This window comes from Paenalcaligenes sp. DL 463 (assembly GCF_057475185.1).
The window spans coordinates 1,956,884-1,979,808 of the sequence record NZ_JBYBKX010000001.1 but is presented as its reverse complement, the minus strand read 5'-3'; the positions used below and the strand labels follow the sequence as shown (position 1 = coordinate 1,979,808).

Sequence of the window (22,925 nt, the reverse complement as noted above, 5' to 3'; positions counted from 1 at the left end):
ATTGGCTTAAGTTGTTCCACATACATTTATTTTTAAGGTTGTATACGATGCGCAGTTTCAAGCAAATGCTAGGTTTGGTTGTAGTCGGTTTTACGTTAAGCGCTTGCGCACCAACCCCGTCATCCACAGCAGATAACAGTCGCTCTAATGTCGAGGTGTATGGTGAGGTGGATGTGGGTGTGGGCACCCAGCAAATCCGCAACTAAAGTTGATGGCTGTATAGAAACATACAGCCATCCAGTCGTTTAAGCGGTGGCGCCGGGTTCAGGCGTGCGCGGTTTCACCGTAGGTGGCGCAGGTGGGGTATGCGTAGGATTATTCGCCGACGCTTGTGTGGCAGTTTGTGCTGATTTTTCCGGTAGTTCGTGCTTACCCAGTCCTGATAGCGCTGCACTAAGGCTGTACAAGGGATGAAACGATTCGGCTTGAGCCATGGGCCACGCCGTACGGAAAATGGTTTGACGGTAGTGCTCTTGTAATAACTCGCCTTTATCCAAATCAGGAAACAAGGCCGATAACACACGCACTTCACCGTTGGCGATACGTTGCGCAATATGATGGGGACGTAACTCATTTGGGTGATGCAAGCCAGCGGCTTTAAGTAAATCAGCCAAGGCTTTCAGCGTGTTGTTGTGATAACTGGCAACGCGCAACGACTTATCTGACACCACCAGGCCTTCTTGACGTCTGGGGTCTTGGGTTGTTACCCCCACGGGGCATTTGCCCGTATGACAGGTAAGTGCTTGAATACAGCCCACCGCAAACATAAAGCCGCGAGCGCTATTACACCAGTCTGCCCCTAAGGCCATGATGCGAGCCATGTCAAAAGCACTGATGATTTTTCCTGAGGCGCCAATCCGTATGTGTTCACGTAGCCCGATCCCGACCAGAGTGTTATGAACTAAACGTAAGGATTCGCGCAGTGGCGTACCCACGTGATCGATAAATTCAACGGGCGCTGCGCCAGTGCCACCTTCCGAGCCATCAACCACAATAAAATCGGGCGTAATGCCAGTTTTAAGCATGGCTTTGGCAATAGAGAACCATTCCCACGGGTGGCCGATTGTCAGTTTGAAACCCACCGGTTTACCGCCAGAGAGCTCACGAAGTTGTGCCACAAACTCAAGCAACTCGATGGGGTTTGAGAAGGCGTTGTGTTGCGGGGGCGAAATGCAGTCTTGCCAGACGGGCACATCACGGGCCGCGGCGATTTCAGGGGTAACTTTTGCGCCGGGCAAAATACCACCTTGTCCTGGTTTAGCCCCTTGAGACAGCTTAATCTCAATCATTTTGATGCTGTCTTGGCGAGCGCGTTCAGCAAATTTCTCAGGTGAAAAATTGCCATGCTCATCACGACAGCCAAAATAGCCTGAGCCGATATTCCAGATCAGGTCACCACCGTACATGGTGTGATAGCGGCTAACCCCGCCTTCGCCCGTGTCATGCGCAAAATTTCCCAGCACAGCCCCTTTGTTTAATGCCATCACAGCGTTTGCCGATAAGGCTCCAAAGCTCATGGCGGAGATATTAAAGACAGATAAAGAGTAGGGCTTGGTGCAGTGTGGACCACCCACCAAGGTGCGAAAGTTACTGTCTTTAATCGTACTTGGCACCATGGAATGGTTGATCCATTCGTAACCGCTGCTGTACATGTCTTGCTGCGTACCAAAAGGAAGCTTGTCTTCTTGTTGTTTGGCTCGTTGGTAGACCAGCGAACGGTCTGCCCTTGAAAAAGGCAGTTGTTGCGTATCACTTTCAATGAAATATTGGCGTATTTCTGGTCGAATGTATTCAAACAAGAATCGTAAATTACCGATGACAGGGTAGTTACGACGGATGGCGTGACGGGTTTGTCGAAGGTCCACAAACCCCATCACACTGAGAATGACAAAGGGTATTGCCAGTATGAGCCACCATGGACTTTGATAAAGTGAAAGTAGCAAAAAAACCAAGGCGCCTAATAGCACCGCATATAAGGCTGTGTAACGCGTCAGTAGACGATACATTCTAAAGCTCCAGACTGCTTTAAGGGCTAAGCGAAAACTATATAAACCTTAACAGATGCCGCAATATAACAGTAGCTGGCGTAAATCCGTAGGGCATCTTGTCGCGCTGGTGCTTTGCGCTACGATACGTAGTTGAGATGGCGGACAAACTTCGCTGTGTGCACGGGACAATGCGCTTGAAATCAAGCTCTTTTGACCAAGCTTAACCCCCTTACATTAACGTTGTTCATACTATGTTTTTAAACGATATTGATTTTGCAGAGCTTTACATTCAACATAAAAAAAGCTCAGGCCGTGGGCGCACGCCGGTAGAGAAGTGGGATGCCCGAGCCGAAAAAATACAGGTCGGGCAAATTGAAAATCAATACACCACCCACTTTGAACAAACCGTACAGGTCTCAGCGAGCGAGACGGTGCTAGATGTGGGGTGTGGTAGCGGTGGGTTGGCTGTGTTATTAGCCAAACGTGCCAAACACGTCTACGCCTTGGACTATAGCCAAGGCATGCTACAAAAAGTCAAAGAGAATGCAGCGTTATCAGGGCAAGAAAACGTAAGCACGCTTTGTAAAGATTGGTACGAGCCTTGGGACGATGTGCCGCAATGCGATATTGTGATTGCCTCGCGATCCACTTTGGTTGACGACATGCAAGCTGCACTGCTGCGTTTAACTCAGCATGCTCGTAAACGGGTGTACGTGAGTTACCCTGCAAATCCCTTTTTTGTGGATACTGAAGTCGCTCGCATTTTAGGACGTGAAAAACAAGCCTTTCCCGATTACTTTTACATTCCTGCCATCTTGCATACCTTGGGTTTCTATCCCAATGTCTCGTTTATTGAGTACCCCAGTCGCTTGGCTCATACCCGTGATTTGAATGAGTTTATTGAGCGCTTGGAGCTGAACGATCCCTTAACGATCGAACAGAAAACAGCCTTACAAAAGTGGTATGAAGCCGATGCTACGCGTGCAAAAGCTGGTGGAGAGCCTACGCGATGGGCGCTGATCGATTGGGCCCCAAAGGTTTAGGTTTAAGCTGTTGCTGCGGACTTAAACGGAGTAATGACGGCAGATTTGTGTGGCCCCAGCTTGTTTTAGGTCGTTATCTAATATTGAGCTTTGGTGGGGCGTGGTACAGACTTTGATTAAAGCGGGTGAGGTGGCACCAAGTCGAGAAGGTGCTGGAGGGGCATCGTTTAGCGATGGCATCATGGTGCCAAAAAGCAAGCCGACGTAGGCGCCGACGACAAACATGGCGAATACCCAAGCAATGTGTAAATACCCTATGTTGTAGTAAAACGCTGCGATGCCGCCCAGTGCTAATCCACCTAGGGCTGCACCAATAACCGAGTAGGGGTGTAAATAGGTGGAAAGTAGGTTGCTTGTTTCACGTTGTTCATTTTGTAGGTAGATATCGTAACTGTTTTCGTCTTCACCCGAGATGCTAATCAGGTGCGCAGGATAACCGCGCTGAATCAGAGCCTGTGCTGCTGCTTCAGCGGCAATACGAGTTTCAAATTTTCCAGTGACTGTTGTCATTCCTTGGCCTCATCAAGCACGCATCTATCCCACACTACCGTTCTTTTCATCGTTTGCAGTATAGAAGAGTAAAAGTGACAGCCTTGTTAAATATTGTTTGTGTTTGCACGGTGTCGTGTTGAGTTCGCCATGGTTGTCGTACATTTACAAGGGAGTAGGCAAGGGCTTTCTCTAGCCCCCCCCGGCGCTGTAGACAATGCGTTGGCGTAGCTTTAGAGCTTGAAAAAGCTATTTTCTTATTAAAAATTAACGGCAGCATGACGCCAAGATTTAGTTTTGGATGAGCTTCTGTTTGGTTACATTGTTGCTTACAGTAGCCAGTCTATCGGTAGCTTCGAAAGAATATTGATGGTAAATCGCGACATAATGGTTGAGCCGGGCTCTTGGGTATGAGTGATCACTTCACCGTCTCGATGCTCGATCCAGTGCAGTTTGTTTTCGGGGCTTAATACCACCTGATAACTGGATAAAGGGATTTCTTTATCAAACAAGGCGGAGATTTCACTGGCGAGTTTAGGGCTGTGAATGACGAAACCCAGTTCAGTATTTAAATGGGCCGATCGTGGATCAAAATTAAACGACCCTACAAACAAGCGGTTGTGATCAATAGAGAAAGTTTTGGCATGCAGGCTAGAACCTGAGCTACCAAAGCGGCCTACGCCCGTTTTTTTTAAATCACCTGAAGACTGTTTTTTTAATTCGTAGAGTTCTATTCCGTGTGACAGCAAATCTTTGCGCCATTTAGAGTAGCCAGCGTGGACGATAGCAACGTCGGTGGCCTCGTACGAATTAGTGAGGATTCGAATGGATAGGCCTTCTGTTTGCATCAATTCGTTGAAGTTGTTGACGCCAGATTGGGTGGGCACAAAATAAGAAGAAATGAGATCCACCTGCGATTCTGGTGTACCAATAGCTCGACTTAATTGATAGGTAAAGAGGTCTCTTTTGTCCGCTTCATCTAAGATTTTATCAGGGTCATCACTGACCATTTCTGTACGTACCCATTCCACACCCAGTTCGCCGCCCAGTAGATTACGAATAATTTCTGAGCGGCTGATGGCCTCGATATAGTCTTTACGACGATCGGGCATTTTTGGGTTAAGGCGAGTGAGGTCAGTGCGTTCTAAGTTGAAGGTTTTGTGATTTTGCACAAGACTGTGAATGGGATAGGCGAGTTCATGTGACCAATAGCGATCAAAGTCGAGTGACACGTCGTTGACCACTTCGCCAATGGCTAAAACATCAAGGTCAGTGAAGTGCAAGTCCGCGGCGGCACCGAAGTATTCATCGCCGATATTTCGGCCGCCGACGATGGTGGCTGAGTTATCGGCGGTAAAGGACTTGTTATGCATCCGGCGATTCAATTTTGCAAAATTGATGACATAACCAAGTAGTTTGGGGGTGCGCAAACCCGACGGGTTAAACAGCCTGACTTGAATGTTAGGGTGGTTGTTTAACGTAACCAGCACCCGATCGAAATTAGTGATGCCATGGTCGTCGAGCAGTAGGCGTACCCGGACCCCGCGATCAGCCGCTTCTTTGATAGCCTGCAGCATTAAGCCGCCTGTGGTGTCATTTCGCCAAATGTAGTATTGAATATCTAAGGTTTTTTGAGCAGCTTTAGCCAGCAGCACTCGTGCAGCAAAGGCATCATACGCATCGGGCAGAGCACGAATGCCACTTAAACCCGGATGCTCTTTCGCCAAAGGAGATAGCGATTTACCCAGCTGGGTTTCTAGCGCTTCGTCAGGTGTGATGGCCGAGCTTTCAATGCGATTGCCGACCGGAGGCAGACTACAGGCGACCAGCGTTGTAAGGCCAAGGGTGACAACCAGATAGCGCCAAAGACGGTGGAGCGAAAAGCGTGACATTAGCGTTACCTTTAGTGTGTGGCTATTTTATGTTGCCCAAGCATAAGAAAAATTCACAAATTAATCTATGGCTTTGGTGATTTATCATAGCGCGGCGAAGCGTTTAGCGTTATGACGAGTTAATGAAAGTCTCGGCTTTTGTTGTTGAATGTCGGCAGTAGGTGACTAAGATCGACCAGCCTTTTGGTTAATAGACTTTGTGATCCTTGATGAGACTGCCAGACGCCGAAGGCGCCTAATAACGTAGCGTGGCGTAAAACATGACGCTGCCGTTCGGCGATGTTGGCATGTACCACCAAGTTAATTGGACCATACTCGTCCTCCATCGTAATAAATACCACTCCTTTTGCTGTTCCGGGGCGTTGCCTGATGGTGACGACACCACAAGCGCGAACAAGACGGCGATTGGGTTGCAGGGCTAATTGTTGTGAGTTTAAGTAGCCTTTTTGCTCTAATGGTTGGCGTAGCAATGCCATGGGGTGGGCCGTTAAGCTCACTCCCGTATGAGCGTAATCGGCTAATACATCCTTAAGTAGACTAGGTTGGCTTAGCTGCGGTGTTGCTGAGGGGCCTTCGTCTATTACGCTGGCTTTTAATAAGTCGTGATCGGCTAGGCTAGCACTGGATTCCCACACGGCCTGATGCCGGTGACCCGATAGTTGATGTAACGCCCCAGCATAAGCTAGCTTTTGTATGTCGTGTTTACTTAATTGGGCCCGTAGAGCCATGTCTTTGACTGAATGAAAGGGGCGTGCTGCGCGAGCTTCTTCGATTCGCCATCCGCAGTCTTGGCTTAGGCCTTTAATTAAATTGAAGCCTAAACGAACTGCTGGGCGTTGAGCTGAGGGTCGTGTTTCGAGCTTGCTGTCCCACTGGCTATGTAAGACATCAATAGGGGCAACGTTGACGCGGTGGCGTTTGGCGTCATTAATTAAGGTAGAAGGCGAGTAAAAGCCCATGGGTTGGCTGTTGAGTAAGGCCGTTAAATAGGCTTCGGGTTCGTGGCACTTTAACCAACTGCTGTGATAGGCCAATAAGGCAAAGCTTGCCGCGTGGCTTTCAGGAAAACCATACTCACCAAAGCCTTCGATTTGCTTAAAAATTTGCTCGGCGAAGGCCTCTTCATAGCCGTTGGCTTTCATACCTTCTACAATTTTTTGATGGTAGATGTTAATACCGCCTTTACGCTTCCACGTGGCCATCGCGCGTCGCAAGCCGTTGGCATCTTCGGCGCTAAATCCCGCTGCAATCATGGCGATTTGCATGACTTGCTCTTGAAAAATAGGCACCCCTAAGGTGCGTTCTAAAGCGACTTTAAGTTCTGCTTTAGGGTAAGTGACCTTTTCTCTTTTTTCTCGGCGTAATAAATAGGGGTGTACCATCCCACCTTGTATGGGGCCAGGGCGCACAATAGCCACTTGCACCACTAAGTCGTAGAAGGTGTTAGGTTTTAATCGAGGTAGCATCGACATTTGTGCACGAGACTCGATTTGAAAGGTGCCGATTGTGTCAGCACGTTGAATCATTTGATAGGTAGCGGGGTCTTCGGGGCTAATGTCTTGCTGCGTGAAAGGGGTCGATCGGCGTTTAGAGACGTAATCCAGTGCGCGCTTGATCACGCTCAGCATACCTAAGGCTAAGATATCCACTTTTAAAAAATTAAGCGCATCCAAATCGTCTTTATCCCACTGTACGATACTGCGCTGAGGCATGGCAGCATTCTCGATAGGAATTAAGCGTTTTAAGTTTTCTCGGCTGATCACAAAGCCGCCCGGGTGTTGAGAGAGGTGGCGCGGGAAGTGAATCAGCGTTTCGCTAAGCAACAACCATTGTCTGCTTTTTACGGCGTTCATATCTACCCCGTATTCCTGCATACGTTGGGCCACTTTGTCTCTACCATCCCAGTGGCTATGCCCTTTGGCGACACGATCAATCAGTAAAGGGTCGACATCGAGTGCTTTGCCTACATCGCGCAATACGCTTTTTGCTCTATAGCTGATGACGACGGCGGTCAGCGCCGCGCGGTCGGTGCCGTATTTTTGATAAATGTACTGAATGACCTCTTCGCGACGGTGATGCTCAAAATCAACATCAATATCAGGAGGCTCATTGCGCTCTTTGCTGATGAAACGTTCGAATAAGCTGGAACTGCGTTCGGGATCGACCTCGGTAATACCTAAGCAATAACAAACGGCGCTGTTGGCCGCCGAACCTCGACCTTGACACAGAATACCTTGTTGTCGAGCAAATTGAACAATATCGTAAACCGTTAAAAAATAGGCTTCGTATTGCAGTTCGCGGATGATATTGAGCTCTTTTTCAAGTAGCGCTTGTACAGGCAAGGGGATGCCTTTTGGGTAGCGCCAGTGGGCTCCTATGTAACTTTGTTCGCGCAGATAATCGTGTGGTGTGCTGTGTTCAGGACAAATTTCGTGGGGATATTGGTATCGAATTTGCGTTAATGAAAACGTGCAGCGCTGTGCGATAACAAGGCTTTGCTGTAAAGTTTCAGGGGGGTAAAGGGTGGCTAAGCGTAAGCGAGTGCGTAGATGCTGCTCGGCATTAGCGCTACGCTGCTGGGCCGATTTAGCAATGCTAGTGCCATGTTGAATAGCGATTAAGGTGTCAAGTAGCGGTTTGCGAGAACGCACGTGCATGTGCACATTTCCTGTGGCCACAATGGGTAATTGCAGTTGGTAGGCCGTGGTGATCAGGTGTTGTTTGTGTTGTGCGTCGTGACTTTGCAAGGGCAAATGTAAGCCAATCCAGCTTCGGTTTAAAAAATGTTGTTTCAGCCATGAAGCCTGTGTTTGTAAAAGCGATGGTGAGCCGTTATAGCTGGGCAGCAATATGGCTAAACATCCGGCTATGTTTTTTAGATTAGGGTTGTCAGGATCGCTGATGTCTGAGCAATACAAGCGGTAGCTTCCCTTTTTTGCTCGTTGTCTGCCTAGGCTAATTAGCTCGCATAAATTGCCATAACCTTCGCGGTTTTGTGCAAGTAAGATCAGCTTTATGGGTGGGCTTGAGGCACTGTCTTGTAACGTAAATGTCGCACCGATAATTAAATGTAGGCCCACTTTTTGGGCGGCCACATGGGCTCGGACCACGCCTGCGATGGAACACTCATCTGTTAGGGCAAGCGCTTTGTATCCCAGTTGGTGCGCACGCTCAACCAGTTCGTGCGGATGCGAGGCTGCTTTTAAGAAACTAAAGTTACTTAAGCAATGCAACTCGGCGTAAGAAGGAAGGGCAGGGGTTAGGTTCATCGTGTTTTGGCGTTATGCAAAAAGCCCATGTAAATACCATTCACCGTTTTTTTTAAGGTCTTGGAAGACCCAATATCGAGCACCGTTAGTGGCCTCGGCAATAAAGTAATCTCGCGCTATGGCGTCGTTGTCCCACCATCCTTCTTCTAAGCGCTCTGGTCCTGAAATCATTTTCAAGGCAGAGGTGTAAAAAGGGCGATGGTTGTGCACGGTTAATGCGATGGGGGTAGGCAAAAGCCAAAAAGGTCGCGGCCCCACTGGCAGATCGATTTGGCTTTTTTTAGGTTGGGGGTGGCTTAACCATTGATTCGCTTTTTCGGGCCGATGGTCGGCGATGGGCACCGCTTCCAGTATGGCGTTGTCTCCGAGTCGAGCTTTTAATAAATCGAATAAAGGAGCAAGCTCTGCAGCGCGTTGTTGAGGGTCGGGGAAAAGGCTTAGGCTTTGGGTGGCTCTTGCTTGTAAGTCGTTCGCCTTTAGAGCGATGGCAACGACGGGCGCGGCAAGGGGGTAGCGTTGTAGGCGTTCGCCCACCAATTGGGTGATTAAGACAGGGTCCCAAGAAGGGCTGCTGAGACGTAGGGTCAGTTGACTCGGCTTACGCGCATGGCGACCGCGCTCGTGAGTTAAATCAAAAGTCAGTTCGTTTAATGCTAACTGGTGTGCCTGAAGCCAACCACAAAGCTCTTCAATTAAGCGTTGGGCACGATGCAAAATAACAGATGCGTGGAGAACACTGTCATAGAGTTCCAGCGACGACGTAAAAGTCAGTGCCGGTTGAAAAAAAGCAAAGGCTTCTGTTTTTTGTCCTAAGGCTTGCTCAAGCTCGTCTAATAATAAGGGGCTGGTTCGACGCAGCAGTGCTTTTCTAGGAAGAGCGCTAAGGCTAGCTAGGTTCGTACAGCCAATGGCGTGTAACCACTCTAGGTGTGATTGAGCCTGTTGTAATGCACTGCAAGGTATTGGCGCTAATAATTGCGTTAAGCGCTTAAAACTTAAGGCACGACATTGGCGTGTGGAAGCGTGCAAGAGTAAGAGAGAGCCCGTCGCAGTGGGGGCCATGGCCGCATTAACATGATAAGCACTACGCGATAATAATTTTAATATGGCTCGATACAATGCCCTTGGACCACCAAACAAACGAAGGCTGGCACTGACATGCAGGCTGATTGTATTGGGCCCTGATAGGCAGACCTCAGGGGTGTATTGCATAAGGCTTGTTGCCACTTGCTGTAGTTGTTGCGCGGTGGCTTGTGGATTGAGCGTGATCACCTTGCAGTTGGCACATACGGTGCTGACTCCACCTGCTCGCATGCCGATGCGAATACCGGCTGCGCGCGCCAACGGAGAGCAATAAATGACGTTGTTTGCGTCAATGATGGCTATGGGTTGGGCGGGCCAGTTCGGATAGTGGGTGTCGAGCTGCAGGTGTGGAAATTGGATGCTGATCCAGCAAAGCATGATGTTGGCGAGTGCTTGGGTATAAAGGAATAAAAATAGGCGTATCGAGCGGAGTGCCTAAACGCTTAATAATGTGAATATCTAGGCCTTTAGGCTTAGGGGTTAATTGAAGGCGTAATGAAGCAGGCGAGTGTTGTTTAAGGCTTAATAATGAACGCATAACAATAAACAGGGTGTCGTGGTGTTGGGCTGCGATATGCAAGCGACGCAATGAGCGGGTGTGTATGTGCTCTTGCCAAAGCACTACCGCACCAAAGCAGCCTTGCTTAAGCATTTTTTCGCAAGACCACAATGCATCAGCCATGTTTGAGGTGTTGACGGTGTATAGCTGTGCCGTCTTACCGCCCCATTGCTGCCAAGTCATGATGTTTGGGATAAGGGGTGGGGAAATTAACGCAATGGGGTGCTTTTGCTTATGAAGTAGGGCGTGCTTCAGCAGTTGAAGTTCGCCAATACCGGATTGCTGAAGCGCAAAATCGATAAGTGTGCCTAACGGCCACCCTTGCCCCGGTAGCTGTTGCGACAATTGTGCAAAGCCAGTGTCTAAACCAGCTAGCTTGGGTTTTAATACCTGCGAAGCACGCCATAACGCTGGGTGTATGGCCTCAGGCGCGACGACTTTTTTGCAGTTTGACATGACCGCCCCGCTAAATACTGTTTATTTATACAGTATTTTTAACCTAAGCGAAGCAAAGAATCAAGCCCTGTAACGAGCCTGATAAGCGTGTTTTTTTGTTTTTAAAGCGTTAACAGCAGTTTGGCTAAGGTCTCTTTTTGCAATGCAAGCGCTTCTTCCGAATAAGGCTGTGCAGCGCCAGAACCCCACACGGGTGACGGCCAGGCGGCATCTTTTTCATAACGAACAATGATGTGCATGTGCAGTTGAGGCACCATATTGCCCAAGGCTGCGACATTCATCTTATCGGCCTGATAATGGGTATTTAAGCGCTTTGCGGTTTCACTGGTTTCGGTCCATAACTGTTCTTGCTCTGTGGACGTTAATTCAAATACCTCACGTATGTTCGGGCGTTTGGGAACGAGTACGACCCAAGGAAAACGTTGGTCATTTAGCAGCAAGGCTTTACAAAGGGGAAGCTCCCCAATTTCAACGGTGTCAGCGGCAAGAGTCGGATGCAAAGTGAACATAATTAAGAGAGATTTATCTGTAAAGGGATCGTAACGGGACCGTCATTGATTAAGGAAATTTGCATATTCGCGCCAAAGTGACCAGCTTCTACGGGGTGATGCTGTTGCTTAGCTTGATCGACGATGTAGTTAAATAAGAAACGACCTAAATCAGGCGCTGCGGCTTGAGTGAAACCGGGCCGATTACCGCGGCTGGTATCGGCAGCTAGCGTAAATTGGCTAACCAGTAATAAACCACCGTTAACCTGTTGTATGTTTTCATTCATTTTGCCCTGCGCATCATCAAAAATACGTAGCTTTAAGATTTTGGCTAATAAGGCGTCTGCGGTAGCGGGGGTGTCTGTGGGCTCAGCGCAAACTAATACCAATAAACCGTTGTTGATGCTAGCAACTTGCGTTCCTGAAATATCAACGTGCGCAGATAAAACGCGTTGTACTACAGCAAGCATGACAGTCCTTCTTCGAGTTTGAATAAGACAGAAGTAAATCTAAGCTTCTTTTTAAGGTTGCTTAGCCAGATCTTTATCTTAACTGTTTATGTTGCTCAGGGTGCAGGCTAAAAAAATAAACCCTATTTACCCGTTTGACTGGGTAAATAGGGTAAGAGATGAGTAGCGCTTTGAAAAATGCAATCAAGTATAACGACCGCACTTCTTATCAAAAAAACGCTTATCTTTTAAGCGTGATGATCGCAATTAAAATGCAGTTCACAGTTTTCAGGCAACTTAGGAGGAGTGCTGATTTTCTGTAAGCCGTGTTTTGCCTCAGAGTTTCCTGTTTTGGCAATACGAAGCAAGCGCTCTCTATTAATCACCAACGCGATACACTCAAGTTGTAACAGCAAGTCAGTATTGATTTGTTGACCTAAGCTGGTCCAGTACCCCGAGTGTAGATCGGTGCGCCGTAACCATTTGGGCTCGAAAGCGCCAATAAAGCGATTGGCTTCTGTGGTGATGCGTAAACGGCTGGAACCCGGAACGGGGCGAGCGGTAAAGCGTTGATTGTTTAGGCTAAATGCATAGCCATTAGCAGTAGAAGTCATAGTAGTTGTTTCCGTTTTAGCTCTTAAGGCCGAAGCCGAGGTGAGCAAGTTGGATTAAAACACCTCTGAACCGAATGTAATGCTGCTATGAAGCGCACAGCGCAATAGACGATACAGAACGAATAAAAAAGCCTGCAATAAGCAGGCTTTTACGAGTTACCCACATCATTGCCTTATAGAGGCCGTATCGTGAATCCACCTTGTGAGGGTACACAGGTTGGCATGGTTATACCCAACTCTTGATACTGAATAAATTCTAACACGATTGCTAAACATGTCAAAAAACCGGTTTATTATCATAGGGCTTCGTTACCGCTGTCTGGGTTTGTGCTGGTTTTTTAGTGGCTCTGGTGGCGGGTGTACGTTTTGCCGTGGCTTTCTTAGCGGCAGTTTTCTTGCTTGCTGTTTTGCTTATCGCTTGTTTAGAAGCCGCTTTTTTAGCAGCGTTTTGAGGTGCCGTTGCTTTTTTAGCTACTGTCTTTTTAGCAGCGACGGTTTTGCGTGTACTGGCCGTATTACCCGATGGGGGTGAGCTACGGGTGCTACTAAGGTTACGCGAGTCCAGATTGGGTGGAAGTACGGTCTCTATCTTACGGTTGACCTCGTTGACATCAAGGGCGCAGATGCCGTCAGGCCTGTCCGCGCGCTGACTTTGTTGTGCCGCACGTTCAAAAATCTCAAGAATCTGATTTAAGCGCTCGAGTTCAGCTCCGCTGATTTGAACGCCAGCCGTCGCCACTGCCAAGACACGTTTTGCAAGTAAACGAATTTCATTGGGGCTGCCCTCTTGCAGTAATAGCTGCTCGATGCTGTTAATGGCCTGCGCTACATCGGTGTTTAAGATTTTGGCTTGCTCACGCACAACGGTTCTGAATGACTTTCCGACCTCAGCATCGCATTCCGGGCATTCGTGCAGTTGTTTTGCCTGATCAAAATGTCGTTCGTCTGCGCTACCTCGTGATTGCAATACATAAAACACAGAACGTACGCTAGCCTCTAGCAATCCGCCCTCGGTCATGGTTTTATAAATTTGCTCTCGTTGTTCTTGTCGAGGTTGTTGCAAGTCTTCGGGAATGCGCTTGGTGTGTGTTGCGGTGTTGTCGTTATGGCTAAGCGCGACGCCATACAGCAAGTTAAAGTAGTCTTCGTAGAACTGATCGCGATTATCTCTGAAGTGGTTTAACGAGCGTGTAATCGTGCTGGAAAAATGCTGTTGCCACTGCCAAAAAGGGTTGTTTTCATCAACGACTTCTCGTGACTCACGAACTTGGTCAGCGGTGGTTTGTACCAGTTTTGCTAGGGGGTTGGCACTTGACCACCACTCATAAGACACCCTTAATGGGTGAGTGGCTTGTAAAAGCTGTGCCGATTGAGGGCTGCTTAGTGCCTTAACCCAAGGTTGTAGTAGATTTTGATAGTGCTCAAGATTTTGCTCTGAAAGTTGTGCTGCGCGGGCGAATCGCGCATCAGAGGCGGGGTCGTTGTTAACAATAGCTCGAATGTCATCAAGTTTGCGACCACTGATGGCTAAGCGGTAAGGGTCGTGGATATAATCCCGTTCATTTTCAGCCAAGTCTTGCACGCTTGCTTGATAGACGCCAGCGGGTAACAGATTAATCAGCTCAATGTTGTTGGCGAACTCAACGTGTTCTTTACTGCCCACCTTAGAAGAAACAAAAATCCCTAAATGGCCAATACTTTCATGGGTGGCATACACAATGGTTTGGTCGTTCTCAATGACTTCGGTGTTCGACTCGTAGAGATCGGTAATCCAGCCCAAGGCTTGTGCCGGCGGCGTAATATTGTCACCAAACGAGCTAAATACTACGATTGGCGAACTAATATTACGTAGATCAATGGCTCTGCCATCCGAGCAGCGCAATTGTGCTGTGCTTAATTTATTGCCAATAAATAAATTATCGACGATGTACTGTATTTCGACGTCGTTTAGGTTTACGTATCCACCCCAATACTTTTCAAACTCTAAATAGCGAGGGGCTTCAGTGTCGACGTTGGCGTAAAGGTGATGGCTTTTACCCCACCACGTATTAGCTGGGTTCAACGACTCAAAGTTTTGAACCAGCCATGCGCCGTCGAAGTGGCCATTGCCTAAATCACTGGTAAAAGCCGTTAACCAGCTTCCTCCGAGTAAGCCTCCGGTATAACGCATGGGGTTATCGCCAGCCCAGTAAGAAAGTGGGGCTCCGGCAACAATAATGGGGCCAAACAACTCAGGCCATAACGAGGCTGTCATTAAGATCTGCCACCCAGCCTGACAATTTCCGATTACAGCCGGTTTACCTACACTTTCAGGGTGTAACTCACCTACCTTTTTGACGAACTCGGCCTCAGCACGCAGCACGTCTTCTACGGTTTGGCTAGGTTGGGGGTTAGGGCTAAAACCAACGAAATAACAAGGATGCCCCGCGTTTAATACTGCCCCGATTTCACTTTCTGGTTTAAAGCCTCCGATGCCTGGGCCATGCCCAGCGCGTGGATCGATCACAATAAAGGGTCGTTTTCTGGGGTCGGTGGGCTGATCAGCACGGGGGGTGATGCGCACTAACCAGTAATTCACAGGACGTTCTAGGTTTAAACCATCAAATACGGCTTCGCTGGGAAAATTTAAAACGGTAGGTACGTCTTGGGCTACGTGTTCTCGGTATTGATCACCACGTTGGCGCTGCACATCGCTGTAAAGCACCGAGCGCTGCCATGCGTCTACACTGTATTCCCACGCAGCGCGTCCCCACTCAAAGGGACTGTTCGGAAAGGAGGGGGCGCTTAGTTTCGAGTCGGGTGTGACAGACATAGTAAACCTTCGTTGTTTGTTCTATATGTCTTTAATATAGCTGGTTTTTTTGACCGTTGTGTGAATGTTTTAGTGCAGTGCAACATGCGGGGTTAAGGCAGCTCATAAAAAAAGCGAAGTACCCCTAAGGGCCTCCGCTTTGATAGCAGTGTGATCAGGCTCGTTGATCACTGAAGTGCGAAAGGTTGTCGTTAAAGCGTAGAAACAACTAATGCATCCGTCATGCCTAACACATGGATCGCGATCAGCGTGATAGCACCGGCCGCTGCCAAATAGTAAAGAGTAGGCCAGATCGTTTTACGTAGTACGGCGCCTTCACGTCCTAAGAAACCAACCGTTGCTGATGCGGCAACAACGTTATGAATCGCTATCATGTTACCAGCGGCTGCCCCCACGGCTTGAACAGCCAGAATAAAGGTTCCTGCAATATTCAAGTTCGTCGCAACACCAAACTGGAATTGACTGAGCATCATGTTACTGACAGTGTTTGAGCCGGCAATAAATGCACCCAGCGCACCCACTGCAGGAGCAAAGAACGGGTAAATGTGTCCTACGCTGTCAGCCATCCACTGTGCCATCAAGATAGGCATGCTGGGTAGATCGATAGGATTAACACCAGAGTTAATCAAGATACGAACCATGGGTACGGTAAACAGCAATACAAAACCGGCACCCAACAGAATACGAGATGATTCGCTTACTGCGGCACGTAGCTCACCCCCACGCATTCCATGCAAGAAGTAGGTAATGATTACGACGGCGATAATAATGCCACCAGGAGAAAAGAGGGGTGAGAAATCGCCATTAATACCCGCTTCGCCAAGAATATTGTTGAAGTTAATAGCCACAGATTTCACTGCCGCGTTAACGGTGTCGGAAAGACGAGTGATCACTAATAGGATAGCAACGAGCACATAGGGCATCCATGCTTTCAAGCTAGACATAGGACGCTGAGTCATGTTTTCGATACGAATTTCGATCGAACCTAACCACTCGCTTGGCCATTCTTTAGGGTCAGCAAAATCCCAGCTTTCTTTGGGGACCAAAAAACGACGCTTGGCCGCAAAAGTCACAATACCTAGACCGATTAAGCCTCCCAGCATGGAGGGGAACTCTGGGCCTAAGAATATCCCGGTTAATGCATAGGGAATCGTAAAGGCAAAGGCCGAGAAAATAGCGAAAGGAATGGCGGCAAAACCATCACTCCATTTTTTGTTTTTGCCGAAAAAGCGAGTCAGCATTAATACCATTAACATCGGCATAAGAGTACCGATAATGGCGTGAGTAATGGCCACATTGACCACAATATGATAGAAGTACTCGGTCCAGCTTGAGCCTACTGCCAGTAGCTGTTGATTGATGGATGCAGTATCAACACCTGTGTTGATACCTACAATCATTGGGGTTCCTACAGCGCCAAATGATACGGGTGTGCTTTGCACCATCATACCCAGCATCACCGCTGCCATGGCAGGGAAACCTAGCGCTACAAGTAAAGGGGCTGCAATGGCGGCAGGTGTACCGAAACCGGAAGCGCCCTCGATAAAGCAACCAAACAACCAGGCCACAATAATGGCCTGAATGCGTCTATCGGGACTCAGCGATACAAACCCCGCACGAATTGCTGCAATACCACCCGAATGCTTAAGTGTATTGAGCAGTAAAATGGCACCGAAAATAATCCATAGCAGGCCAATCGTAATGATTAAGCCTTGGATTGTTGATGCCATTACTCGGTTAAAACTCATATCCCACGCAAAGAGCGCAACTAACGCGGATAGGAGATAAACCAAAGGCATAGAGCGTGCGGCAGTCCACCGCAGCCCGATCAATAAAATAGCCGCCAATAGTATTGGCGAAAAAGCTAAAAATGCTAATAAGCTTGTTGACATACGTCTTCCTTAACCGTAACGCAATGCGGTTGATAGGCACCCGGATCACGGGTGCGAAGAGGCTGTGGCGATTACTTACGCCTAAAGATGAGGGAGAAATCAATTATGCGAGTCTTGTGGTAAGACCTCTTTACCCGCAGAATGGATGCAAGTTTAGATTCCCCATGGAACGGCGTCAATTTAGGGTATATACGTATTAAGCTTTGTAATTGTGATGTCTGATGAAGACAATTTAATAGTAAGAATAATGCTAACTGCTTCGTTTAGACGTTTCCATGCGTAAATCACCGTCGCGAATCCAGTGAACTCGGCGTAACAGCCAGGTAAGGCTTAAGCACAATACGGCAGGGGCCAAAAAGTGTAATAAACCAATAGAAAGCCATACCGAGCTGCTGTGGCCCATTGCCTCTAAGGTACCCACTTGACCCACGAAGCCACTAGTGCCCATTCCAGAGCCAGTAGGAATGTTTTTCATGCCAAAACCTAAGGTGGCGATGGGGCCTAGAATGGCAGCCGTGAGAATGGGAGGAAGCCAAATCAACGGATTTCTTACAATGTTAGGTAATTGCAGCATGCTGGTTCCTAAGCCGATGCCTAAAAGTCCAGAAGCTCCATTTTCACGGTAGCTCATGATGGCAAAACCGATCATTTGTGCGCAGCAACCCACTGTCGCAGCGCCACCCGCAAGCCCGCCAAGTTCTAATGAAATCGCCAAAGCAGCGCTTGAGGTGGGCCCTGTTAAAATCATGCCCATCATGACCGAAATGATGATGCTCATGAAAAAGGGTTGTAGAGTAATCGCCCACTCTATGGTTTGACCCGTTGCACGCATCATCTCGCCCAGCCATGGCGCACTCCAGTAAGCGATGAGCGAGCCGGTAATGAGTGCCGTAGCAGGTGTTGCAATAATATCGATAGGTGTGCTTTTATGGATTAGCTTGCTGAGTTCAGCGCTGATGGCCACGGCGACAAAACAACCTACTGGGCCGCCGCCCACATCCACCGCTAGGCTCCCCACGATAGCGCTACTAAAAATGACCAAAGGTGGGGCCTGAAGTCCATAAGCGATACCGACACCAATGGCTGCACCCATTCCACTTTGTGCAATGGCACCAATATCAACCAGCCAGCTTTGTCCGGTCCACACGCCTACGGTCTTAAGGATTAACCCAATGACAAGTGAGCCAAACAAACCAAGGGTCATATAGTTCAACGCGTCAAAACCGTAACGCTGAATCGTAAACTCGACATTACGCTCGCGAAGGAACGTTGCAACGGACATAAACTCACCTTGAGCATAATTAATAAAAGGCTAGTTTAACGGAGATAAGGAGAAAACCGTTAACGGTTTTTTAAATTTCAGCCCACTGGAGGCGAGAACGAGAGCGAAGTTTGGGTAAATTTATAGGCACCCGCATCCCAAGGGCAAAATGTGCAGCATCCCGCCACCAACAAGGTCGATAAAATAACGGCAGTGCGCAGCCATAGTCTAGTCAAAGTGCTTCTCCTGATGCGATCAACCGCTCGGCAAACCCGATAGCCGTAAGGCTTTGTAGGGCAAGGATAATACCTAACCCGCGTTTTCGGGAGCGATACCAACAGAAACCATTCAGTAGACAAGAAAGTAGATTACCAGCCGCGATTAGCATTAGGCCTAATGCCTTGCCCAGGTTTGGGAAAAAACCACCACCGCTGTCACTTAAGAATAATGCTGCGCCGCCCAATAAGCTGGCGATCATGATAAGAGCAGAAAGGCCAAGTAAAAAATGGGTGACGCCGTTTCCAGAGCGAGTGGTCATTTTTGTGAAGGGTTATTATTTATCGCTATTTTCTAAATGAACCGACCATCTCAATAATTTCGTTATCCATGCTACACAAAGTAGCATAAAACCAGTCTGGTTGATATTGTTAACAAAGGTGGCGGCCGTTCGATTTCGGTTGACTTGTGTTGGCGGTAAAAACTCCGAGGCCTTTATGCAGTTTCCAGATTATTGCTAGCGTCAAAGATCGTTTCCTTACCGCCTATCGTGTTACACGTGTGCGGCTTCTTGAATGACACTGGTAACCCACTGGTTCAGGCTTTCCCCACTGGCAGCGGCCGCAACAGTGGCGGTTTGGTGAATTTCGGGGGCAACTCGCAGCACAAATCTACCGGGAAAATGCTTGTAGGGTTCGATGCCGCGTTTAGCGCATTCGTCCATGAAAGTGCTAAGTGAATGCCCACCTTCACGGTGCAGCCCAGCGATATCGCAGGCATAAAAATCTGCGCCGCCGTTAAGGCCGATGAACTCACCACGGAACATTTCAATGTCGGGGTCGTAAGTAATAACAGCTTGTTGGCCACCAATTTTCATGACATTTTTCATGGTTTTACTCCGTTTTCTTCTAGCCATTCGATTGGAAAATAGAAGATAGAAGATAGGTGTTACTTCATGAATTGGCTTGCAAGGAGTGAATCATGGGCAAGTGTCTGGTTACGACCCATTGCAGACCGTCAGTTAGCAACCTCAGACCACTGCGGGTTCCAAACAATTTCCCAGAGGTGTCGGTCTGGATCAAGGAAATAACCCGAATACCCGCCCCAGAATGTGTCGTGCGCTGGTTTGACAATAACAGCCCCCGCCGAGGTTGCTTTGGCCATGACCTCATCGACTTCAGCTTTCGACGATACGTTATGACCCAAAGTCATCTCAGTGGGATTGCCAACGCCGACTACGAGCCCTGTATCATGGGCGATGCTCGACCGAGGCCAAAGCGCCAGACGAAGACCGTGCTGGAGGTCAATAAATACAACCGCTCCATGCTCGAACTCTTTACCTACAATACCCTCAGTGGGAAAATCTAGCCCATCACGATAGAAGCGCAACGACACTTCAAGATCCTCAACACCGATAGTTATGACAGTGATGCGTGGCTTCATGTGATTGACTCCGTTGGGCGCTTTATTAAGCTTGATAGGTCCAAGTCTATCACCAGCGGCGTCATGCGACCCAAAGCGGACGATGCTCAGGTGCATCCAAAGGATCTTCTCCATTCGCTGGGACTTACTTGGTTTCTGCGTTTGAAGTGCTGACGCAGTGAGGTAGGGGTTTGAAATCCGACCAAGTCAGAGATGGTTTCCACAGACAAGGAGGTGCTTTCCAGTAATTCTCGTGTGCGTTGCAAGCGTTCGTTGATTAACCAGTCTTTGAATGTCATGCCGGTAGCCTTGCTAAAGTGGCGCGTGAACGTGCGCCGGCTCATAGCAGCGCGTTGTGCCAGCGCATCGACGGAGTGGGCTTGGTTCAGATGCTCTCGCAAATAGTCCAACAATTGATTGATCCTGGCGTCTTGCGTTGACGGGGCAACGGGCTGCTCAATAAACTGAGCTTGCCCACCTTCTCGGTGAGGCGGTACAACCATCATTCGGGCTACTTTGTTCGCCGTTTTTTGGCCGCAGAACTTGCGCACGATGTAGAGACAGCAGTCCAAGCTAGCCCCTGTACCGGCAGATGTGATCAGGCCCTCATCATCGACATACAGCGCATTCATGTCTAGCTGTACTTGCGGAAAACGAAGCTTGAAATCTTGCTCCGCCATCCAGTGTGTGGAAGCGCGTTTGCCATCAAGCAAACCTGCATAGGCGAGTGCATACGCGCCGTAGCACAGACCCACGATATGTGCTCCTCGCTGGCGTGCTTGGAGTAAGGCAGCCATCAGCGTTGGCTCAGGGCTTTCGTCCAAATCATGCCAACCGGGAATCACTACGATGTCCGCCTTCGCAAGCAATTCCAGCCCGCCATCGGGTTGAACAAGCAATGCCCGCTCGGCAGGCAGTGCCGTACCTCCCGGCGTGACGATCTTCAGGTCGAACAGCGCGTGCTTGGGCAAATGGGAGCTGAAAATCAAGTACGGCACGCCAAAGTGAAACGGGCTGAAATGCGGGTAGGTAACGAGGGCGACGAAGGGAAGTGGCTTAGACATAGCGTTAAAGAGCGAAGTGGCCCAAATCTTTCGAAGATTGACTTAAAGGTCAATTTTACAAAAAAGCATGAAGTACCACAATAGAGGCTTCTTCAAATTCAACTCTGGTGATTATGTATGTACTCGCTGAAAGCCCTTGCTCCCTTGATAGTCTCGCTGTCGCTCGGAACCTTCGCGGCTCCCGCTTGGTCAGCCCCTGAAACTCCCACTGACACCTCAGTCGAGGTGCAGTTGATCCGTAACGCAACGCTCAAGATCGACTTTTCTGGTACGACCTTTTTGGTTGACCCCATGTTGTCGGCTAAAGGGGAGTTTCCAGGATTCCCAGATACTTACCGCAGTGAACTGAGAAATCCTTTGGTAGATCTGCCTTTTCCCGTCAAGGATGTGCTCGAGAGTGTGGAAGCTGTGGTCGTGACCCACACCCATACAGACCATTGGGATGAGGCCGCTCAGAAAGCGATTCCCAAGAACCTGCCTGTATTCACACAGAACGAAGCCGATGCAAAGATGATTCGTAGCCAAGGCTTCAAAGATGTACGCGTACTTGAAGGCTCGACCACATTTGAAGGTGTGAAACTGAGCAAGACCGGCGGCCAGCACGGCACTGATTTGTGGTTTGCGGACCCCGCACGCGCTGAGGCGATGGGCCCAGTCATGGGCGTCGTGTTTTCTGCTCCCCAGACCAAAACGGTCTACGTGGCTGGCGACACAGTGTGGCGTCCGGAAGTGGATGAGGCGCTGGAGCTGCATAAGCCAGACGTAGTGATTCTCAACACAGGGAGCGCGCTCATGAGCGGTTTTGAGCAGCATCCCATCATCATGGGCAAGCAGGACACACTACAAGCCACAAGGGCCGCACCCAATGCGGCAATCGTGGCCGTGCATATGGATGTTGTGAACCATATGTCGCTCAGTCGCAAGGAATTGGGTGAGTTTGTAAAAGCCCAAAAAATTGAGGAAAGCGTGATGATTCCTGCGGATGGTGAGAGCATGACGTTTTAAGCAAAAAGTGTCTGGTCATCAAAACTGGGCACTTGTTTATTGCTAAGACGAAAAGCATGCGCCAGTGAAATCTCAAAGAGTTCGCAGCCTTACACAGACCGCTTCTGGCCCGATATCCGTCATGGGTGGCAGCGCATCCATCTATGAATGTATGGAACGTAGAACGGCTCAATCGGCCTGAAAATTCCTGTTTTGGCCATTTTCCGCCCCAACTCAAATTGGGCCAGAGATTCGACTACATCAACCATGGGTAGTTGTTCAAATTACGCCACGAGCCGGGACGGCTGCGAGTTTGGTAGGCATATCTTCGATTTCGGGTAGATCAACATCCAGATGGACGTGTTGTCCACCCTCTGTGATTTCCAGCGCAATGAGTGTTTCTCGGGGCCAGACAATGTTTTGTAGCCGAGACTCTAGCCATCGTTCCATCGCTTGCATGTCGTTGTAAATCTCATGTTCGATGAGATGACGCCGTTGAGCTTGCCGTTCTTCATACTGGTTTTTTTCGTTTTCCCATTCGGCGACCTCCTGTTTGTACACTTCGATAGCCTGTTGATGTGCTGCTTCTAGACTTGCCATGCGTTTGGGCAGAAGCTTTTCCCACCAGGACGGTTCCGTCTTCAGTAATACGGCAATATGTAATGCATGTCACGGTTTGCTACGTTGCTGGTCATGGCCCGTTCTACACCACCTTCGCAATCGACACGCCACGTTTGCATTGGTCACTATCCTTGCGATAACTGGAACCCCATAAAACACCCAGCCATAAAACAAAAAACCTCGCAGCTCAATGGCTTACGAGGGTTTTTATGTGTATATCTGGTGCCCAGAAGAGGACTCGAACCTCCACACCTTGCGGCACATGGACCTGAACCATGCGCGTCTACCAATTCCGCCACCTGGGCATATCGTTGTATGCTATG

21 protein-coding genes, 1 tRNA gene and 1 riboswitch are annotated in these 22,925 nt (G+C 48.8%); of the genes, 3 read left to right on the top strand and 19 right to left on the bottom strand.

Features of this window, described 5'->3' with window-relative positions:
• The first annotated feature begins 47 nt into the window (after positions 1-47).
• Positions 48-206, top strand: coding sequence for a hypothetical protein (locus tag AC2UZI_RS09490; protein WP_486943558.1), 159 nt, complete (start codon positions 48-50; stop codon positions 204-206).
• A gap of 39 nt (positions 207-245) precedes the next feature.
• Here AC2UZI_RS09490 and AC2UZI_RS09485 read toward each other — a convergent pair whose 3' ends face one another.
• Positions 246-2,006: an FMN-binding glutamate synthase family protein gene (locus AC2UZI_RS09485; RefSeq protein WP_486943557.1), complete on the bottom strand. Its 1,761-nt coding sequence runs from the start codon at positions 2,004-2,006 to the stop codon at positions 246-248.
• 233 nt (positions 2,007-2,239) lie between these two features.
• On the opposite strand from AC2UZI_RS09485, the gene AC2UZI_RS09480 reads away from it, so the two are divergent.
• Positions 2,240-3,031: a class I SAM-dependent methyltransferase gene (locus tag AC2UZI_RS09480; protein ID WP_486943556.1), complete on the top strand. Its 792-nt coding sequence runs from the start codon at positions 2,240-2,242 to the stop codon at positions 3,029-3,031.
• 21 nt (positions 3,032-3,052) lie between these two features.
• Here the strand turns inward: AC2UZI_RS09480 and AC2UZI_RS09475 are convergent, their stop codons facing one another.
• The 16 genes from AC2UZI_RS09475 to AC2UZI_RS09400 form a co-directional block, all read right to left on the bottom strand.
• Positions 3,053-3,541 (bottom strand): hypothetical protein, encoded by a 489-nt coding sequence (locus AC2UZI_RS09475; RefSeq protein ID WP_486943555.1) that lies wholly within the window; start codon positions 3,539-3,541, stop codon positions 3,053-3,055.
• A 308-nt stretch (positions 3,542-3,849) separates the two neighbouring features.
• The gene (locus AC2UZI_RS09470) at positions 3,850-5,412 is read right to left on the bottom strand and encodes a phospholipase D family protein (RefSeq protein WP_486943554.1); all 1,563 of its coding nucleotides are present in this window, start codon (positions 5,410-5,412) and stop codon (positions 3,850-3,852) included.
• Positions 5,413-5,531: 119 nt separating this feature from the next.
• Positions 5,532-8,681 carry an error-prone DNA polymerase gene (locus tag AC2UZI_RS09465; protein WP_486943553.1) on the bottom strand — a complete coding sequence of 1,050 codons (3,150 nt, stop codon included), beginning with the start codon at positions 8,679-8,681 and terminating at the stop codon, positions 5,532-5,534.
• 12 nt (positions 8,682-8,693) lie between these two features.
• Positions 8,694-10,142 carry a Y-family DNA polymerase gene (locus AC2UZI_RS09460; protein WP_486943552.1) on the bottom strand — a complete coding sequence of 483 codons (1,449 nt, stop codon included), beginning with the start codon at positions 10,140-10,142 and terminating at the stop codon, positions 8,694-8,696.
• A complete protein-coding gene (imuA, locus tag AC2UZI_RS09455) occupies positions 10,054-10,779 on the bottom strand; it encodes a translesion DNA synthesis-associated protein ImuA (RefSeq protein ID WP_486943551.1) in 726 nt (241 codons plus the stop codon). Before imuA ends, AC2UZI_RS09460 begins: the two co-directional genes overlap by 89 nt.
• A gap of 101 nt (positions 10,780-10,880) precedes the next feature.
• Entirely contained in the window at positions 10,881-11,288 is a 408-nt protein-coding gene (locus AC2UZI_RS09450; protein WP_486943550.1) for an HIT domain-containing protein, read from the bottom strand.
• 2 nt (positions 11,289-11,290) lie between these two features.
• A complete protein-coding gene (dtd, locus tag AC2UZI_RS09445) occupies positions 11,291-11,737 on the bottom strand; it encodes a D-aminoacyl-tRNA deacylase (protein WP_486943549.1) in 447 nt (148 codons plus the stop codon).
• Positions 11,738-11,964: 227 nt separating this feature from the next.
• A complete protein-coding gene (locus AC2UZI_RS09440) occupies positions 11,965-12,330 on the bottom strand; it encodes a hypothetical protein (protein WP_486943548.1) in 366 nt (121 codons plus the stop codon).
• A 154-nt stretch (positions 12,331-12,484) separates the two neighbouring features.
• Positions 12,485-12,581, bottom strand: a riboswitch (SAM-I-IV-variant riboswitch).
• Positions 12,582-12,607: 26 nt separating this feature from the next.
• The gene (locus AC2UZI_RS09435) at positions 12,608-15,142 is read right to left on the bottom strand and encodes a DUF3141 domain-containing protein (protein WP_486943547.1); all 2,535 of its coding nucleotides are present in this window, start codon (positions 15,140-15,142) and stop codon (positions 12,608-12,610) included.
• Between the two features lie 191 nt (positions 15,143-15,333).
• On the bottom strand, positions 15,334-17,034 hold the full coding sequence (locus AC2UZI_RS09430) for an L-lactate permease (protein WP_486943546.1): 1,701 nt from the start codon (positions 17,032-17,034) through the stop codon (positions 15,334-15,336).
• 250 nt (positions 17,035-17,284) lie between these two features.
• A complete protein-coding gene (locus AC2UZI_RS09425; RefSeq protein WP_486943545.1) occupies positions 17,285-18,316 on the bottom strand; it encodes a PTS sugar transporter subunit IIC in 1,032 nt (343 codons plus the stop codon).
• A gap of 77 nt (positions 18,317-18,393) precedes the next feature.
• Complete coding sequence (locus AC2UZI_RS09420; RefSeq protein WP_486943544.1) at positions 18,394-18,531, bottom strand: hypothetical protein; 138 nt, start codon at positions 18,529-18,531, stop codon at positions 18,394-18,396.
• Positions 18,528-18,833: a hypothetical protein gene (locus AC2UZI_RS09415; RefSeq protein ID WP_486943543.1), complete on the bottom strand. Its 306-nt coding sequence runs from the start codon at positions 18,831-18,833 to the stop codon at positions 18,528-18,530. Before AC2UZI_RS09415 ends, AC2UZI_RS09420 begins: the two co-directional genes overlap by 4 nt.
• A 231-nt stretch (positions 18,834-19,064) precedes the next feature.
• Entirely contained in the window at positions 19,065-19,400 is a 336-nt protein-coding gene (locus AC2UZI_RS09410; RefSeq protein WP_486943542.1) for a type II toxin-antitoxin system HicB family antitoxin, read from the bottom strand.
• A 128-nt stretch (positions 19,401-19,528) separates the two neighbouring features.
• Positions 19,529-19,954: a VOC family protein gene (locus tag AC2UZI_RS09405; protein ID WP_486943541.1), complete on the bottom strand. Its 426-nt coding sequence runs from the start codon at positions 19,952-19,954 to the stop codon at positions 19,529-19,531.
• 86 nt (positions 19,955-20,040) lie between these two features.
• A complete protein-coding gene (locus AC2UZI_RS09400; protein WP_486943540.1) occupies positions 20,041-20,997 on the bottom strand; it encodes a GlxA family transcriptional regulator in 957 nt (318 codons plus the stop codon).
• 117 nt (positions 20,998-21,114) lie between these two features.
• Here AC2UZI_RS09400 and AC2UZI_RS09395 point away from each other — a divergent pair, with 117 nt between their 5' ends.
• Complete coding sequence (locus AC2UZI_RS09395) at positions 21,115-22,002, top strand: MBL fold metallo-hydrolase (protein WP_486943539.1); 888 nt, start codon at positions 21,115-21,117, stop codon at positions 22,000-22,002.
• A 258-nt stretch (positions 22,003-22,260) separates the two neighbouring features.
• On the opposite strand, the gene AC2UZI_RS09390 is transcribed toward AC2UZI_RS09395, so the two are convergent.
• A complete protein-coding gene (locus AC2UZI_RS09390; RefSeq protein ID WP_486943538.1) occupies positions 22,261-22,581 on the bottom strand; it encodes a hypothetical protein in 321 nt (106 codons plus the stop codon).
• 241 nt (positions 22,582-22,822) lie between these two features.
• Positions 22,823-22,907, bottom strand: a tRNA-Leu gene (locus AC2UZI_RS09385).
• Positions 22,908-22,925: the final 18 nt, after the last annotated feature.